13 protein-coding genes and 1 tRNA gene are annotated in these 16119 nt (G+C 60.2%); 7 read left to right on the plus strand and 7 right to left on the minus strand.

All coding sequences use genetic code 11. The features are described from left to right. Positions 1 to 35: 35 nt before the first annotated feature. Positions 36 to 2810: a hypothetical protein gene (locus HCN50_RS30210; protein WP_171713527.1), complete on the minus strand. Its 2775-nt coding sequence runs from the start codon at positions 2808 to 2810 to the stop codon at positions 36 to 38. Between the two features lie 262 nt (positions 2811 to 3072). On the opposite strand from HCN50_RS30210, the gene HCN50_RS30215 reads away from it, so the two are divergent. Continuing rightward, positions 3073 to 3708, plus strand: coding sequence for a class I SAM-dependent methyltransferase (locus tag HCN50_RS30215; RefSeq protein WP_171713528.1), 636 nt, complete (start codon positions 3073 to 3075; stop codon positions 3706 to 3708). Positions 3709 to 3731: 23 nt separating this feature from the next. Here HCN50_RS30215 and HCN50_RS30220 read toward each other — a convergent pair whose 3' ends face one another. Both HCN50_RS30220 and HCN50_RS30225 read right to left on the minus strand, forming a co-directional pair. Beyond that, the gene (locus HCN50_RS30220; RefSeq protein WP_171713529.1) at positions 3732 to 4577 is read right to left on the minus strand and encodes a hypothetical protein; all 846 of its coding nucleotides are present in this window, start codon (positions 4575 to 4577) and stop codon (positions 3732 to 3734) included. Between the two features lie 201 nt (positions 4578 to 4778). After that, positions 4779 to 4991 (minus strand): hypothetical protein, encoded by a 213-nt coding sequence (locus HCN50_RS30225; protein WP_171713530.1) that lies wholly within the window; start codon positions 4989 to 4991, stop codon positions 4779 to 4781. 291 nt (positions 4992 to 5282) lie between these two features. Here HCN50_RS30225 and HCN50_RS30230 point away from each other — a divergent pair, with 291 nt between their 5' ends. Beyond that, a complete protein-coding gene (locus HCN50_RS30230) occupies positions 5283 to 8588 on the plus strand; it encodes an adenylate/guanylate cyclase domain-containing protein (RefSeq protein WP_171713531.1) in 3306 nt (1101 codons plus the stop codon). A gap of 23 nt (positions 8589 to 8611) precedes the next feature. Here HCN50_RS30230 and HCN50_RS30235 read toward each other — a convergent pair whose 3' ends face one another. From HCN50_RS30235 to HCN50_RS30245, 3 genes are all read right to left on the minus strand, one after another. Continuing rightward, a complete protein-coding gene (locus tag HCN50_RS30235) occupies positions 8612 to 9592 on the minus strand; it encodes a Bug family tripartite tricarboxylate transporter substrate binding protein (protein WP_171713634.1) in 981 nt (326 codons plus the stop codon). A gap of 290 nt (positions 9593 to 9882) precedes the next feature. Further along, positions 9883 to 9972, minus strand: a tRNA-Ser gene (locus HCN50_RS30240). 341 nt (positions 9973 to 10313) lie between these two features. Continuing rightward, the gene (locus HCN50_RS30245) at positions 10314 to 11414 is read right to left on the minus strand and encodes an ROK family protein (RefSeq protein ID WP_171713635.1); all 1101 of its coding nucleotides are present in this window, start codon (positions 11412 to 11414) and stop codon (positions 10314 to 10316) included. A gap of 386 nt (positions 11415 to 11800) precedes the next feature. Between HCN50_RS30245 and rplU the strand changes: the two genes are divergently transcribed. The 3 genes from rplU to HCN50_RS30260 all read left to right on the plus strand — a co-directional run bounded on the left by rplU (position 11801) and on the right by HCN50_RS30260 (position 13280). Then, complete coding sequence (gene rplU / locus HCN50_RS30250) at positions 11801 to 12172, plus strand: 50S ribosomal protein L21 (RefSeq protein WP_171713532.1); 372 nt, start codon at positions 11801 to 11803, stop codon at positions 12170 to 12172. A gap of 112 nt (positions 12173 to 12284) precedes the next feature. Beyond that, positions 12285 to 12554, plus strand: coding sequence for a 50S ribosomal protein L27 (rpmA, locus tag HCN50_RS30255; RefSeq protein WP_171713533.1), 270 nt, complete (start codon positions 12285 to 12287; stop codon positions 12552 to 12554). A gap of 123 nt (positions 12555 to 12677) precedes the next feature. Next, positions 12678 to 13280, plus strand: coding sequence for a GNAT family N-acetyltransferase (locus HCN50_RS30260; protein WP_171713534.1), 603 nt, complete (start codon positions 12678 to 12680; stop codon positions 13278 to 13280). A 32-nt stretch (positions 13281 to 13312) separates the two neighbouring features. Here HCN50_RS30260 and HCN50_RS30265 read toward each other — a convergent pair whose 3' ends face one another. After that, entirely contained in the window at positions 13313 to 14227 is a 915-nt protein-coding gene (locus HCN50_RS30265; protein ID WP_171713535.1) for a DMT family transporter, read from the minus strand. Positions 14228 to 14413: 186 nt separating this feature from the next. On the opposite strand from HCN50_RS30265, the gene HCN50_RS30270 reads away from it, so the two are divergent. Together HCN50_RS30270 and obgE are read left to right on the plus strand one after the other, a co-directional pair. Beyond that, positions 14414 to 14896, plus strand: coding sequence for a MaoC family dehydratase (locus tag HCN50_RS30270; RefSeq protein ID WP_171713536.1), 483 nt, complete (start codon positions 14414 to 14416; stop codon positions 14894 to 14896). Between the two features lie 109 nt (positions 14897 to 15005). Further along, the gene (gene obgE, locus HCN50_RS30275) at positions 15006 to 16058 is read left to right on the plus strand and encodes a GTPase ObgE (protein ID WP_171713537.1); all 1053 of its coding nucleotides are present in this window, start codon (positions 15006 to 15008) and stop codon (positions 16056 to 16058) included. Positions 16059 to 16119: the final 61 nt, after the last annotated feature.

Raw genomic sequence — 16119 nt, forward strand, 5'->3', positions numbered from 1 at the left:
CAGCACCTAAGCGCATCCTACTGCCCTGGGCCGACTCAACGCTTTGATTTCTTTGCCGACTTCCGCGACTTTGCCGCGCCGTTGGCGCGGCGCGCGGACCTAACCGGTTTCTTGCGATCGGCCGTGAGCGGGTAGGACATTCCGCCTACCAGTATCCCGTCGGCACACGCTTCGATTTGGATGACGCTATCGTTAGCCTTGAGAAGGTCGCTGGCGGTGAAGTCCCGGCCAGGCAACATTCGCATGGTCACCTTCCGGCCGTTACTCGGCTCGAGCGTGAATGCATCGACGCCGGCACTGGAGAATGCGACCCGCCAGCCGCGCTCGGCCAGAAACGCTGGCAGAACTGCCCTGATGGTCATACGGGCTCGGCTCCGGAACGGGTTCTTCAAGTAAAAACTCAAGCGGTCAAATCCAGCTACCAGCCGCTTGCCGGTGGAGCTCGCGACCGGAGAGACATTGCGTTGCCCGATATTGTTATCGTTCGGCACCAGCCGCCATTCCTCCATCGAGTCGTTTGCAGTAAAGTTGTCGATGTTGCTCGTGTCGTTCGGTGCAGACACGACCATAAACATGCACTCATGCCCGACCTGCGACGGCACCCAGTCGAACGGTCCGACCAGAACTTCTGCAGCCGAATTGGGTTGCACATCCGCAGCCGAGAGCTGCGCCGTCGTCATCGGTTGCCAATCATCAGGATAGACGAGCCCGGCCGACGGCCTGCAATGAAAGGCCCGCACGGTCACGTTGGTGGCGAGCTGGGTACCGCGGTTCTTGATCCTGACGTAGGCGTAGTTGGTGACGCCTACTATCGGCTCTTCGTGAACGGCGCCGCCATCGCTCTGGCGTCGGTTCCAAATCGCCTGGCAGCTCCAGTGATTTGACTGGAACTGGTACTCGCCGCTCCGGCCATCTTCGATGTAAACATCAACCAGCGGTGGAGCACCTTCGTTATCGTTGGGTTTCGCCGTGCCCGCAGGCTGGTACATGCCCTGCTTTTCGAATGCCCAGCGGATTACCTTGCCATAGGCGTGGCCCAATAGTCCCTCGGATACCCAATTCCCCGCGTCGGCGGTCATCAGCGCTTGCGCAAAGCGCTCGGCATCGGGTGGACTGGTGGCCGGGGTCATTGAGCCGATGGCATTGAGCATCAGGTAACACGTCACGCGCGCTGCGAAGCGCTTCATCGCGATGTCGGAGGAATCGCCTCCGATCGATCGATAGATGCGAAACATTGTGGTCGAAAGGATCTGCTCGTTCTCGTAACCTTTCGGATCCACCGCTGTGAACGGATGTAGCGCGATGTTGCCGCTCCAACCGAAGCCCGCCGCCACAGCCCGGTCGTGCCGGCGGTTGGCAACCGTGATCCATGGAAAGGTCTCAAAACGATCCGGGGCTTGGCTGCCCGGATCGTTCAGAATCGCAGCGAAGCTGTCACCGGCGCTATGAGAGAATGGGAGATTGCGCGAGCCGACATGGTTGAACAAAACGCCATGGCCAAACAGCTCATGCATTGCCACGCGACAATCGCAAGCAATACCAATCGGATTGGCGAGATCGCCAAGGTGAGCAAGCGCGAAGCTGGTGTATTCGATTCCCGTTCCGCCTGCGGTGCCGACGCAGTGTGCATTGATTTCGTCGCCTTGAGGGTGATTTGGGTCAATATGGCCGCGGTGGTCCACTGGACTCGGAAAGATCGTGCCAGGCAGATAACTGGCACGGTCGAATCCCAGGTCTTCCAACTGACGATAAAAGCGGTCACAATTGTAGTAGGCATTGACCGCGGCGAAATCGTTAGTGCGCACATCGAAGTCGAAGCTCATGCCAGTGTTGAGCTGAGGAGCCGCCACGACCGGAGTTTCGATTTCGGCAATCACGACATTGTCCCCACTAAGCGCCTGCGTGCCGTTCACCGGGGGGACAAGTCCAGCGAGTGTGACGGTGCTGCGGACTGGGTTGAGCGCCGCGGTGCCGGCCCCCGGCATGGGACCGCCCGCGACCGTGACCGGGTCGGATTGGAACACCATGCCGGTAACACTGTCCACAAATGGAGACAGCAACAGAACCGACAAAGTCTCCACCTCGATGAGTGCGACCCAGTGCAGCGGCCGAAACGGCTTGACATCGAGCCGGAAGTAGACCGCGGAAACGACGTAGTGCTCACCCTCGCGGATTGAACGATCGACCGCCGGAAGCGGGAGAGTGGGGTCGCTTGCCTGCAGGGCGACACCATCTTTCGGCTGTTGATCCGGCGAGCGAGCGCGTCGGGCGCGTTCGTACCGATAGACCATCAACCGTTGGCGATCGATGCCAAACGACGTGTCTCGCGCCGGTTCGGAATCGAGACCAAGGCTCTTGGCCAACATTTGCAAGTCGATGGCCCTGGATCGGGCGACCGCCTGCGCCGATGGCCGCTTGATCTTTGGATCGGGATGCCGGGTCGTTTGCGCCCCGATAATACGCAACGGGTTTTCCTTCATCGTGATCGAGAGACCTGCTTCCCAGACCGGCAGTCCGAAGTGAGTTTGGTAGAACGCGACGGTAGTCAGGTCGAACTGATGCTTTTCGCTGAGCAGGCGATACTCGACTTTGTCAGCGGTGGGTTCCTGTTCGGTTGGTGCAAAGAGATGCTTCAATTCCTGCTCTCGCAGCCCCAGCAATTCGCCGTACCGAGCGAGATATTCGCGTGCTGCAAGCTGCGGCGTTCGCGCATCGGTGGCAACGTAGCGCGGGTGAGAAAGCGTGCGCGCAACACCGTCGGCATCACGCAGGATTTTGGTTTGAGAGCGGGCATCGAATTCTTCGAACATGACTCCCTCCCCGATTGCATTTATGCTAACTTACAATCCAATTGCTTTGCATGAGCTGTGCGATGCGGCGGCGCAAACGGAATGACCGCGCGGGTGATCGCCGTCAATTGAACTGGAGGATGCAATTATCGCTAAGCTAAGGTATTACGGGCTTACGGTCGCGTCTGTGATGTAGTTCACAGATCGGCTATTCGTGACTAGACCTGTCCCAACAGTATCCGGCTCACTCGTGTCCCAGGACAAAAAAATCGATTCTGAATGTATGGAAGCGTATTACCGTGAACGTGCCACGGTGTACGATGAATTTTATCAGGTCGGACGACGCAAAGATGACCTTGTCGCGCTAGGATCCTGGCTCGTCGAGCGGGCTCGGGGCGGAATGATTCTCGAGGTCGCTGCCGGTACCGGATATTGGACGGAAGTAGCGGCGCCGGTCGCCAAAGCCATAACAGCAACCGATTACAATCCCGAAACACTGGCCATAGCGGCGCAGCGGCGCCTCGGCTCTCACGTCACGTTGACGGTGGCAGACGCCTACCGACTGCCCAAACTCCCAGGCACCTTCGATATGGGGATGGCGATGCTCTGGTGGTCGCACGTCCAGAAGCAGCGGCGTCGCGAGTTCCTGCGTCACTTCACGAGCAGATTGGCGCCGGGCGCATTGGTCCTGATGCTGGATCAATTCTACATTGATGGTGTCAGCAGTCCCATTTCGCGCAAGGACGAATGGGACAACTTTTATACCGTACGAACACTCTCCAACGGCGCAAAATACGAAATCATCAAGAACTACCCAAGCGACGAAGAACTGATTGATACGTTCTCGGACGTTTGCGACGATATCGTCGTGACGCGGCTTCGCGAATTCTGGACTATCAGCGCACGCGTACGCCGCTGATTGGTCCGCTCACCGAAAGCAATTTAAAAGCGCAGGCCCTTGTTTCCCCCGCGCGCCATGTTGAAGGCGGGTATGCCGCACAGGCTTTCGGTTCGTTGTCGCAGCGTCGGCGTGTCCGTGCACAACCCGGTAATAAGGTCGACCGAAAAGCCCATGTCATGCAACATGAGCTTTCCGCCCAGTGCCGCCAAGGCGTCCGCCGCCGCCAGAATGAACTTGCCGTTGGAGCGTCTCCCCTTGAGACGCTGCAGGAAGACCGGCACGTTAGCTCCTAGAAAGTCGCCGCCGCATTCGATGATCACTGCGTCGGCGGGCATGCAGAGGCAGAAGTCGAGCGCCCGGTCAAACATGTCCTCCACGCCGGCGCGATCGGACGGATAAGTTGTAGGCATTCCGAAATCGACACAATCGAATGCATGTGCGGCTCCGAAATCACGGTAGGCCAGCAATTCACTGACCGATGAGGTGCCAGTGGCCTTCAGAGTGACGATGGTCCGGTGGCCGCTTTGAAGCAGAGAACGGATGATTCCGATCCCGGCGGTGGTTTTGCCGACCTCTGCCGAGGTCCCGAGCACGACGTAAAGCAGTGCCGCTTTGTCCGACTTGCCATTTTTGGAGCTGACCACGAAGTCTCGCATGTTGAGATTCTGGTCGTCGCCTATGCGCACGGCACCGAGGTATTTGACCTCACCCAGATGCCCCTTGCTGCCGGGCGAGTCGCCCACAAAATTGCCAATGATTCCGGCTTGCGCCAACACCCAGTAGCTCTCGCTCGGAACCAAGCCTCCAGCCGGAATCCCGCCGACGACCCAGCGGGTAGACTCACGATGTCCTGGTGTTGCAAGGAAGATGTCGCCGGGGGCCAACATCAGTGATCGGCCCGAGACGCCCTCTACCACGATCGGTGACGCCTCGGCTGGCAACTGGAAGGCGCAAACATCGCCTTCCAGACCAGCGACAGCTACACAGTATGCAGACTCCAATGGCGGCAGTCGCCGCAGGACCGATGTTCGTTTAGTGTCTGGAGCAAGTTGCGCGGCTTGCATGGCACCAACGGGCACAGCGCTGTGTTACTTCTTCTTCTTCTTCTTTGCGGCGCTGCGGCCTTGGTCATTCACAATCAGGATCTTGCCGCGCCCAAAAGCGGCGAACTGCTTCGGCGCAATTCCGAGGCATTCCGCAAGAGCTGCAATCATCTTTGGGTCGGACGGTATCGTGACGATGAACCTCGAATGCACGTGCCTATAGGTCTCGTCCTTCCCCTCGACCGGAACAAAACACATCAGAGCCTCCCGACAAAAATTGATAAAAACCCATCAACTCGCGTTACCCCAATCAACTCGCGTGCTCACGACATGTTAATCGAAGGCCCGGCGGCCGCCAACCGAAATCGCAAACGATGACGGCATGGTTGTGTTGCCCCGGGGCGGGGCTGGCGCCCTTTTTTTGATCTGGGCAAGTTTGCCTGACCGAGCAGGTGATTGTCCGATTGTCAGCCATCGCCAGCGCGTGTGGCTTGCTGGTGCTGCCCCAGCGGGATACAACCTGTCACTGGCTTGCCCGTGGGGACTCGCATGATCTGCGTACGCTGTAGGGCTTCCGCCGAGGAAGGTAAGAAATTCTGCGGGGAGTGTGGAGCGCCGCTGCCTTGGCAGTGCCGGATTTGCGGTTCGGAAAACGCGCCCGACAAGCGATTCTGTGGCAATTGCGGCACTGCCTCGGCGGACGTAGCGTCCGAGCTGCCGGTGGTCGCCTCGCCCGATATTGGCCTGGAGCGACGTCATATAACTATCATGTTTGTCGATCTGGTCGGGTCGACGCTATTGGGCAGGCGGCTGGATCCCGAGGATCTGAGGCACGTCATTGCCGCTTTCAACAATGCCGTTACAGGCGCGATCAAGCAGTTCGACGGCTTTGTCGCTCGCTATATGGGCGATGGCGTTCTTGCATATTTCGGTTATCCCCACGCGCACGAGGCCGACGCGGAGCGCGCGATCAGCGCGGGACTTGCAGTCGTCAGCGCGATTGGCGGTCTGCCCAGCGCGGCCGGCCCTGCCGGTACTTTGAGTGCACGGGTTGGAATCGCCAGTGGTCTAGTCGTTATCGGCGATCTTATCGGCACCGGCGCGTCGCGGGAGGCAGCGGCAATCGGCGATACTCCCAATCTCGCGGCCCGCCTCCAGTCGGCTGCAGAACCCGGCACAGTTCTCATTTCCGAGTCAACCAAGCGTCTCGCCGGTGGCTTGTTCGAGTACCAACAGTTCAATGCAGGAATGCTGAAAGGCCGGCCGCCTGGAGAGCCCGCTTGGCTCGTGCTAGGCCAAAGCTCGATTGACAGTCGCTTCGAGGCGCTACATCCGTGGCAGCTTCGACTGGTCGGCCGTGACGAAGAAGTCGAGTTACTTCGGCGACGATGGGAACAGGTCAATAGTGGTGAAGGACGGGTCGTATTCATCTGCGGCGACCCCGGAATAGGAAAGTCGCGCCTGGCCACCTCGCTGGAGCAGATGGTCCGCGAGGCCGAACACCTCAGTTTTCGGCTTTCCTGCTCGCCGCTGCACCAGCACACACCGCTATATCCGATTATCCGCCAGCTAAAGCGCGTCGCAAACTTTCAGCGCGCCGACTCTCCCGAGACGAAGCGCGACAAGCTCAAGCGCTCTCTGGCTGCTGATGCCTCGCCCGAAGACATCATGCACTTCGCTGACCTGCTCTCGATTCCCGATATTGGAGGGCAGCCGACTACCGTCGTACCCCCGCCGACAAAGAAAGAAATGACATTCGCCGCGATACTCCGCCAATTTGAAAGTCTGGCCCGACAGTCGCCGATCGCGTTGATCTTCGAGGACCTGCATTGGGCCGACCCCACGACGCTCGATTTGTTGGTGCGGTTGGTAGAGCTGGCCGAGCATGCCCCGATACTGCTCGTCATCACATCGCGTCGCGTGGACCTTCATCCAGTGTGGTCGTCACGCCCGCACGTCACGGTTCGCCTGCTGAACGCGCTCAATCGTCGGCTGGCGGCCGCGCTTGTCAAGGAAGTTGCCGGCAACCAGCACCTGCCTCAAGAGGTCGTCGATCGCATCGTGACCAACTCGGACGGCGTGCCACTTTTCATCGAGGAGCTGACCAGGTTGGTGCTGGAAAGAGACCAGGAACAGAAAGACAATTTGGATAATTCGGCGGATGGGCAGTTCACCTTTGGCACCGTGCCGACATCGCTGCATGCTTCTCTCATGAGTCGGCTTGACCGGCTTCCAGTTGGAAAGGAGATCGCCCAGACCGGCTCCGTCGTCGGGCGGGAATTTTCCTTTGATATGCTTCAAACGATTTCCGGCAAGCCCTCTGTCCAAATTGAGGACTCGCTGAGGGAATTGGTGGAGGCCCAACTGATTATTCCACACGGGCAACCGCCCGAGGCCGTCTACGTCTTCAAGCACGCCCTGGTGCAGGAAGCCGCTTACGCATCGCTTTTGCGTGAGCGACGCTCTGCCATTCATCGGAAGCTTGCAGAGGTTCTCGAGAAGGATCCTGCCAATCTCGAAGCGGCGCACCCGCAGCTAACGGCCTGGCATTTCGCCGAAGCCGGCATGCCCGACAAGGCTGTGACACACTATCTGAAGGCGGCGGATCAGGCCACTGGGCGTTTTGCCCTCGCAGAGATGGTGAGTCATCTCCGCAACGCTCTGCGTCAGCTTGAGCTCCTGCCCGATTCGATCGACAGGCGCCGTCGCGAACTCCCGATACAAGTCGCGCTCGGACGCGCACTGATCGATCACGAAGGCTCAGGCAGCGAGGAGGTCCGCACGACATTCGAGTACGCGCTCCGACTCTGTCTCGAGCTCGATGATACCAATGAGATGATTCGCGTACACGACGGGCTGGTCAATTTCCATTTCACGCATTCAGCTTTCGATGCAATACTTCGGTACTCCGAGGAGTTGCTCGAAGCCGGCCACAGAGCGGGCAGTCGGCAGGCTCGACTGATCGCCAAGCGTTCGAGCGGATTCGCGCATTTGCTTTCGGGTCGATTTGCAATGGCGAACGACGACCTGAGATCGTTCCTCGACATGTACGACGCTACACGCGACGGGCCGGAGGCGGCGCTAACAACACGCGATCCAAAGGTCTCTGTCTGCACCATTCTCGGAATCTGTCTCACTGCGATGGGCTATCCAGATTCGGGTGCGGCCATGAGCGCCGAAGGGGTAGAGCATGCCGAGATGCTGAATCACCAGGTCAGCTTAATTCTCGGACTGCGGCGCGCGTGCGTGCAACGCATCATGCAAAGGGACGACGAAGGCGTACGCGATCTTGCCGATCGAATTTTCAAGATCACGTCGGAATACGAAACGTTCAAGGGCGCACGCGATGGCATCATTCTCCACTGCTGGGGACAATTTCACGCCAATCGCGATCCCTCCCTTCTCGATACGATGCAGGCGACGATCGAACATTTCGACAATACAAAGCACTGGGCGATGCTGCCGTTCTTCATGACCTCCGCAGCAGAGTTGCGAGGCCAGGTCGGCGATCGTGCCGGCGCTGCGGCTTTGCTCGATCGGGCGTCCCAGCTCGTCGAAAATACCGGAGAGGAATGGTGTGCCGCGGAAATTACCCGCCTACGGGCACTCTTCAGCGCGCGCGACGAGGACGAGAAACTGACATTGCTGCAGGCCAGCCTTGGGATGGCGACATCCCAGGGGGCAATGCTCTGGCAATTGCGAACTGCAACAAGCTTGGGAGAGCTATGGCGGAAAAAAGGAGATAAGGACCGCGCGCATGCGCTGCTTGCGCCGATCTGTGGTTGGTTTATGGAAGGCGCGAACATGCGCGATTTGATTTCCGCCCGTAGCTTGCTCGCCCTGCTCGGCAAGTGATCTGTCGAGGTGGTAGTCAGATTCTACTCGATGGACACTCCGGCAAACTCGACGGCTTTGCGCCACCTCTCCACGTCGTCGCTGACAAATTCGCCGAACTCTCGCGAGCTCATCGGCATTGGCAGGCCTTGAAGCGCTTCGAACCGCGCCAGCACACCAGGATCTGCCAGTGCGGCGTTGACCGCCTTGTTAAGCACGTCGATGATCTCGGGCGGCGTGCCTTTCGGCGCGAATATGCCGTACCAGATGCTAGCTTCGAACCCAGGAACGGTCTCGGCTATTGCGGGAATGTCCGGCAGCGACGGCCAACGCGTCGGTGTGGTCACCCCGAGCCCGCGCAACCTGCCCGACCGCACGGCTTCGATTACTCCCGTGATGTTATCGAACAACACATGCACTTTGCCCGTCATCAGGTCCGGATAGGCGGCTGCTGCGCCTCGGTAAGGTACATGGACCATGTCGATCTTAGTCATTGCCTTGAACAACTCGCCGGACAAATGTACCGAGGTACCGTATCCCGAGGAGGCCATCGACAATTTACCGGGATTTGCCTTGGCGTAGTCTATGAACTCCTGGACCGTCGTCACAGTCAGCGATGGTGGCACCACCATCATATTGGGGAAGCGCATAATGCCGGCGACGGGCGTCGTATCACGCTGAAAGTTGAACGGAAGCCTCTTGTAGGCTGACATGCTGATGGTGCTGTTCGAGCCAGTGAACAAAAGCGTGTAGCCGTCCGGCGCCGAATTGATAACCGCTTCGTTCGCCAGATTTCCACCCATGCCGGTTCGATTTTCGACGACGAATCGCTGAGCGAGTTGCTCCGACAGCTTGTCTGCCACGATCCGCGCGACCGCGTCCGTGCCGCCACCGGCCGCTAGGCCGACGAGCAGGCGCACCGGTCGCACAGGATACTCGACAGCTTGCATTGTGCGCGGAAGCAACGCAACCAGGCCGAGCACGAGAACGAGGAAATATCCGATATTGGAGTGCGCGTGCTTCATCTTCCTCCAGCCTGTGGCGCAGCCTGGCAAAATGGGCAACAAGCAGAGCGTCGTCGAGAAGGGTAGCAGCATGAAGCTTGTCGCTAGCAACCCTAGGCCGCCGGCGCCAACGGGCGCAAGATCAAGTTCAGGATCGACACGATGAGCCAACGTGGATACTGGCGCGACACAGCCCTATCGTGTCGGCCAAGATGGCTGTCATGCATGCGCGCATTGAGCGGCATTGCTTTTCCCGAGATGCGCGGCCAGCCTTCTTTCGATCTACGAAGGCGCCGGACACACGGCGCCACTGGCGGAGAGGGAGGGATTCGAACCCCCGATAGGCTTGCACCTATGCCGCATTTCGAGTGCGGTGCATTCAACCACTCTGCCACCTCTCCAGGCGCCAAGGGGGCGGATTCGGCCCCGCGGTCGGGGCGTGTTCTAGGCGAGGAAGCCGGGGCAGACAAGGCGCAAGCGCGGAGAAATTCGCCCCCAAACGGCGAACCCGAGGGATTTCAGGAAAAAGGGATTTCGGGAAAAAAATGGGTGGGACCGCCAGACGCGACAAAAACCGGCGGTCCCGTGCCGCTGCTTTGAAATTCTGGCCGGGAAGTGCGGCTTCGCCGGCCAGCCGGAGCGACACGGCCGACGGTAGCAACGGCCGCGGAAACAGCAACGCGAAGTGGGTTTTAACCTAACCAGTCAACCTTACTACCCGCGCCAAAGGTTAATCCAAGTGCTAATCTTTGGCTTTCCTCGCCTTCTTCTCGTCCTTGCCATTGTCCTTGCGCCGGTTGGTGAAGCGGGCGTTGCCAAGGCCGGTACCGATGGTCAATACGCCCCAGCGCTCGACATCCTGCATGAAGGGAACTTCGGAAAGGCCCTGCACCACGCCGTCATTATGCATCAGCACGGCGGTGTCATGCTCGCCGATCTGCGGGATCGCTTCCACCAGGCTTGCCGGCAGATTAAACTTCGAGCTTTCCCAATTGCCGGGCAGGTTCTGCGCGCCCTTTTCGATCGAGCCGTCCTCCTCGATCACGCCGGGACAGGCGATGCCGATGAACGGCGCCAGCTTCAGGCCGTCGCTTTCCGCCGTGGCGATCAGATCCTTCAGCATCTTCACCAGCCGCTTGACTGCGGCTTCGCGCGTCGGCTCATCATCGGCATGCCGCCACAGCTCGGACTGCCAGACGTCGGCCTTGGATAGATCGGGCGCCTTCTTCCAACGCGTTTCTACGACACCGCATCGGATGTTGGTGCCGCCGATGTCGACCGCGAGGATGCTGTCGTGGCCCTCGAAGATCCATGACGGCGCCAGATGTAGCGTGCCGATCAAGCCGGCGTCATCGGGATGAAAGCGGATCGGCAGCAGATCGACCTCGAACCCTTCCGCCTTGAGGATGATGTCGGTGCGGGCAATCGCGAGTTCGCCGACCCGGCTCTGCCGAAAACCGCCGCCAACCACGATGCGCTCGGTATCTTCCCATGCCTTGGTCTTGAGAAACCGCTGCGTCACATACGCCAGTTCCTGGGCAAATTCCTCGATCGCGCCGTGCACGAGCGCGGCGGCGGTGACATCGGCGCCGATCAGCGCCTCGTCGAGGTCGCCCTTGGCGATTTCGCCGGCCGATTTTTTGCCCAGTGGATCGTCGCCGTTCTTCCTCAGCGGCTTGCGCAAGCCGTCCAGTATCTTGCGAAAAGCCCCTTTGCTGGCACGATCGCCGAGAAAGCCCTCGTCGTCTTTCAGTTCCACGTTGAAACTGTCAACGTCGACCGACGGCAAGCGGGTGGCCCCGTGCCGGGCGATGCCCGTGGTCGCGATGATGTCTTCTGCCATATTGCCCAAGCCCTGCCGGATCTCGCTGGCGACAACGGGCGGGGAACTCATTGGTTTCAAACGAGGCGGGTGGCGAATGGCGAATGGGGGCGGCAAATTGGGGGCGCTATTCGCCATTCGCTACTCGCTATTCGCCGTTTCCGGCCAAATCCTTCACTTTTGGCCGGTTTTCCGGCCGTTTCGCCTTGACTCACGGCGTTCTGCGGCTATAAGTCCCCGCATCCGGCGCGGGATTTCTCGCGCCGCTTGTTTTTGCGTGAATTCTGAGGGGCCTGCTCCCCGGCCGCGCGAAAATCGTACCCACAACGACTGACCAAAAAGCCGACCCGGACAGCCCTTTCGGGAATACGTCCGAGGCCGGGATCGAACACGAAGGAAAAAAAACGATGTTCGCAGTCATCAAAACCGGCGGCCGGCAGTACCGCGTCGTTCCGAATGATGTGCTCGAGATAGGCAAGATCGCCGGCGAAGTCGGCACGATCGTGCAGCTTGGTGAAGTCCTGGTCGTCGGCGGTGACACGCCGGTGCTGGGCACCCCGACGGTGGCAGGCGCTTCCGTTGCGGCCGAGGTGCTGGACCACAAGCGCGGCCCCAAGGTGATCGCGTTCAAAAAGCGTCGCCGCAAGAATTCGCGCCGCAAGCGCGGCTATCGCGACGAGATCACGGTGCTCCGCGTCACCGAGATCCTGACCGATAACGCCAAACCTTCGATCGGCCCGCGGCCGAAGAAGGAAAAGGTCGCCGCATCAGCCGCATAGGCCTAGAGCGGCAAGAAGTGATGCGCTTCGACGAAAAGTTGAAGCGCGATAAAAGTGAAATGATTCCGTCAAGGAATTGATCTAGAGATAATAGCGAAGTCGGAGACGGGCCATGGCTCACAAAAAAGCAGGCGGTTCATCGCGAAACGGTCGCGATTCAAAGGGCAAGCGCCTCGGCATCAAGGCCTTCGGCGGCGAACACGTGATTCCCGGCAACATTATCGCGCGTCAGCGCGGCACCACTTGGCATCCCGGCCTTAATGTCGGCATGGGCACCGACCATACTCTCTTTGCCAAGGTCGAAGGTCACGTCGAGTTCCGTGCAAAAACCAATGGTCGCACTTTCGTATCGGTAGTCCCGATGACGGAGGCGGCTGAGTAGACGGTGGATACACTTGAGTCCGCCGGATCCTGTTGAACCGGCGGAGTCGAAATGGGCTCCAGGGGAGGCGGGAAACCGGCCTCCCCTTTTCATTTTGCGCATTTTCGCAATCAGGAGCCCGACATGTTGCAGGACATCCCGATCCAGACCTCGTCCTTGCGTCAGCCGAGTAGCTGCGTCCTCGAGACGGAACGGCTGACATTGCGCCGGCCGACGCTCGCGGACGTAAAAGCGATTGCGCACCTCGCCAATGATCGCCGCATTGCAGAGAATACCCGCCGGCTGCCGCACCCCTATCTGCAGAATCATGCGATCGAATTCGTGCGCGCAAAGGCTGCCGACAACAGCGAGACGGTGTTTCTGATCGAACACAATTATTCGCCGATCGGCATGGTCGGCATCGACCGTAGCAAGCCGGACATGCCGGAGCTTGGCTACTGGCTCGGTGTGGCGCATTGGGGCCAGGGTTTCGGCACCGAAGCCGCGCGCGCCGTGATCGATTTCTTCTTCGAGGAATTCGATGCCGAGCATCTTATTTCGGGCGCCCGCGTTGCCAACCCGGCATCGCGGAACATCCTCGAGAAATGCGGCTTCCAGTGGTACGGAGTCGAGTTGCACCGCTTCGAGGCGCTGGGATCCTCCACCCCGGTCGACCGCTTCCGCCTGACGCGCGGCGTGTGGGCTTCGTTGAAGAACTGGGGGAGCTCGACACGAAGGGGACGGTAGTTCGTACCCTCCCCTGCAGGGGAGGGTAAGCTTCACGCCGGCGGATTGACCACCGCCCCGTCGCGCCCGAGCTTCTGCTCGCGCAGGAAGATATAGAAGCCGGCGCCGATGATGATGGCGGCGCCGATCAGCGTCGAGATCGACGGCACGTCGCCGAACACGACGAAGCCGAAGATCACGGCCCAGACGATCATCGAATATTGATACGGCACCACGACGCTGGCCGGCGCCAGTTTCAGCGAACGGTTGATGCACAGCAGCGCGACGACGGAAGTCACTCCGGCCGCGGCAAACAGGCCGAGACTGCCAAGCGTCGGCGTGACCCAGCCAATCGGTGACATCAGCGCGCCGAGCAGGAACGTGCCGCCGAACTGCGACGTCGTCAGGACGATATCCGGCGTCGCCCGCAGCGAGCGCGTGATCAGCATCAGCAATGCAAACGACAGGCTGCCGCCGAGCGCGATCATCGCGGGCCAGCTTACCGTCTGCGTGGACGGGCGCAGCGCAATCAGGACGCCGCAGAATCCAACCAGGATCGCGCTCCAGCGCCGCCAGCCGACCCGCTCGCCGAGCACGATGCCGGAGAGCGCGGTGACGAAGATCGGCGAGGCCAGGTAATAGGTGATGACGTCGGCAAGCGGCAGATAGACGGTGGCGAGAAAGAATGCCGCGACTTCCAGCGTCGACAGCGTAACGCGAAGCAATTGCAGCCACGGCCGCTCCAGGCGCGAGAACTCGGCGCGCTGCTTCCAGATCACCGGCAACAGCACCAAAAGCGCCGCGCAGGCGCGCAGCCACAGCAACTGCCCGACCGAGTAGGTCGCGACCATGAATTTTCCGAGCGCATCGCCGAACGAGAACATGAAGATCGACAGCAGCATCAGCCCGATGCCGGCCAGCCGCGCGGAACGCTCGTCATAGGTGGAGATCTTGGCGAACAGGCTCATGACGTTTCCTGCTTCTTGCTCTTCGTCATGGCCAGCGTGTTCCGGCCATCCACGTCTTTTGCGCAGCACTTGTAATGACGTGGATGTCCGGGACAAGCCCGGAAATATCGAATTGGACGGATCGATTGCCGCAGCCGCTGCGCCGCGATACCGGTATTCTCTTCAGAAAACGACAGGAAATCCGATATGACCGGCTTCGACCCGACAACGCATCGCATGGTGAGCGAACAGCGCTGGTTCGAAGACTTCGTGCTTGGCGAGCGGTTCGTGATCCCGGGCAGGACCCAGACCTCGGCGGTGTTCGCCGCATTCCAGACCGCCAGCGGCGACACCCATCCGATCCACTACGATGTCGAATATTGCCGCGCCCGCGGCATGCCCGACCTGCTCGCACACGGCTTCCAGACCCTGGTCCACACCGCGCCGGGTGCAGGCTTGTTTCCCTATCTCGTCGAGGAATCGCTGGTCGGCTTCCTCGAGCAATCGAGCAAGTTCCTGAAACCGGTCTATGCCGGCGATACCATTTACCCGGCGCTCGAGGTGATCGAACTCGTCCCCGGCCGCACCACAGGCGTGGTGACGCTGCGCTCGACGGTGTTCAACCAGCGCAAGGAGCTTGTGCTGGAAGGAATGCAGAAATTCCTGGTTCGCCGGCGACCGGCCTCATAGGAGGCCGTGGCTTCGGTTCCGAAAAAGGCCCGAAAATTAAGGCTTTTCGCCAATGTTGCGCGCCTTGAGGGTTGCCGCGCGGGGGCCCCTGCCCTAACTAGTACAAATCATGAAATTCCTTGACGAGGCAAAGGTCTATATCCGCTCCGGCGACGGCGGCAACGGCTGCGTGGCGTTTCGCCGCGAGAAGTTCATCGAGTTCGGTGGGCCCTCCGGCGGCAATGGCGGCCGCGGCGGCGACGTCATCGTCGAGGCAGTCGATGGGCTGAACACGCTGATCGATTATCGCTACCAGCAGCACTTCAAGGCACAGAAGGGCACCAATGGCATGGGCAAGGACCGCCATGGCGCCAACGGCAAATCGATCGTGCTCAAAGTGCCGGTCGGCACGCAGATCTTCGACGAGGATCGCGAGACGCTGATCCACGACTTCACAGAGCTCGGTGAAAAGTTCGTGCTTGCCGAAGGCGGCAATGGCGGCTTTGGCAACGCGCATTTCAAATCCTCCACCAATCGCGCGCCGCGCAATGCCAATCCGGGCCAGGAAGGCGAAGAGCGCTGGATCTGGCTGCGGCTGAAGCTGATTGCGGACGCCGGCCTCGTCGGGCTGCCTAATGCGGGCAAGTCGACCTTTCTCTCCGTCGTCAGCGCGGCCAAGCCGAAGATCGCCGACTATCCCTTCACCACACTGCATCCGCAGCTCGGTGTCGTGAACGCCCAGGGCCGCGAATTCGTGCTCGCCGACATTCCGGGATTGATCGAAGGCGCGCATGAAGGCGCCGGCCTTGGTGACCGTTTCCTGGGCCATGTCGAGCGCTGCCGCGTGCTGCTGCACCTGATCGATGCGACCTGCGAACATGCCGGCAAAGCCTACAAGACGGTGCGAACCGAACTCGAGGCCTATGAGGGACATCTGGCCGAGAAGATCGAGATCGTCGCGCTGAACAAGATCGATGCCGTCGCGCCCGATGAATTGAAGAAGCAGAAAGACCGGCTGAAACGCGCCGCGAAGAAGACGCCGCTGTTGCTCTCCGCCGCCACCGGCGAAGGGGTGCAGGAAGCGCTCACGGCGTTGGTCGAGGTGATCGGCGAAGCCCCGGTTTCGCTCAAGGCCAAGAGCGGCCAGGACCCGTGGGCGCCGGTGACGCCGCCGCAGGGCTGAGACAAACTTAAAGCTTGCCCCTGTCGCGCCACTTCCAAATCAGGGAACTGGCGCGTATTGC

It is taken from the genome of Bradyrhizobium archetypum (assembly GCF_013114835.1).
Classification (GTDB): Bacteria; Pseudomonadota; Alphaproteobacteria; order Rhizobiales; family Xanthobacteraceae; genus Bradyrhizobium; species Bradyrhizobium archetypum.

What these genes read in the sequence shown, in the direction of transcription:
- HCN50_RS30210 (WP_171713527.1), bottom strand. Translation starts at nt 2,810, where the DNA reads ATGTTCGAAGAATTCGATGCCCGCTCTCAAACCAAAATCCTGCGTGAT.
- HCN50_RS30215 (WP_171713528.1), top strand. Translation starts at nt 3,073, where the DNA reads ATGGAAGCGTATTACCGTGAACGTGCCACGGTGTACGATGAATTTTAT.
- HCN50_RS30220 (WP_171713529.1), bottom strand. Translation starts at nt 4,577, where the DNA reads ATGTTGGCCCCCGGCGACATCTTCCTTGCAACACCAGGACATCGTGAG.
- HCN50_RS30225 (WP_171713530.1), bottom strand. Translation starts at nt 4,991, where the DNA reads ATGTGTTTTGTTCCGGTCGAGGGGAAGGACGAGACCTATAGGCACGTG.
- HCN50_RS30230 (WP_171713531.1), top strand. Translation starts at nt 5,283, where the DNA reads ATGATCTGCGTACGCTGTAGGGCTTCCGCCGAGGAAGGTAAGAAATTC.
- HCN50_RS30235 (WP_171713634.1), bottom strand. Translation starts at nt 9,592, where the DNA reads ATGAAGCACGCGCACTCCAATATCGGATATTTCCTCGTTCTCGTGCTC.
- HCN50_RS30245 (WP_171713635.1), bottom strand. Translation starts at nt 11,414, where the DNA reads ATGGCAGAAGACATCATCGCGACCACGGGCATCGCCCGGCACGGGGCC.
- rplU (WP_171713532.1), top strand. Translation starts at nt 11,801, where the DNA reads ATGTTCGCAGTCATCAAAACCGGCGGCCGGCAGTACCGCGTCGTTCCG.
- rpmA (WP_171713533.1), top strand. Translation starts at nt 12,285, where the DNA reads ATGGCTCACAAAAAAGCAGGCGGTTCATCGCGAAACGGTCGCGATTCA.
- HCN50_RS30260 (WP_171713534.1), top strand. Translation starts at nt 12,678, where the DNA reads ATGTTGCAGGACATCCCGATCCAGACCTCGTCCTTGCGTCAGCCGAGT.
- HCN50_RS30265 (WP_171713535.1), bottom strand. Translation starts at nt 14,227, where the DNA reads ATGAGCCTGTTCGCCAAGATCTCCACCTATGACGAGCGTTCCGCGCGG.
- HCN50_RS30270 (WP_171713536.1), top strand. Translation starts at nt 14,414, where the DNA reads ATGACCGGCTTCGACCCGACAACGCATCGCATGGTGAGCGAACAGCGC.
- obgE (WP_171713537.1), top strand. Translation starts at nt 15,006, where the DNA reads ATGAAATTCCTTGACGAGGCAAAGGTCTATATCCGCTCCGGCGACGGC.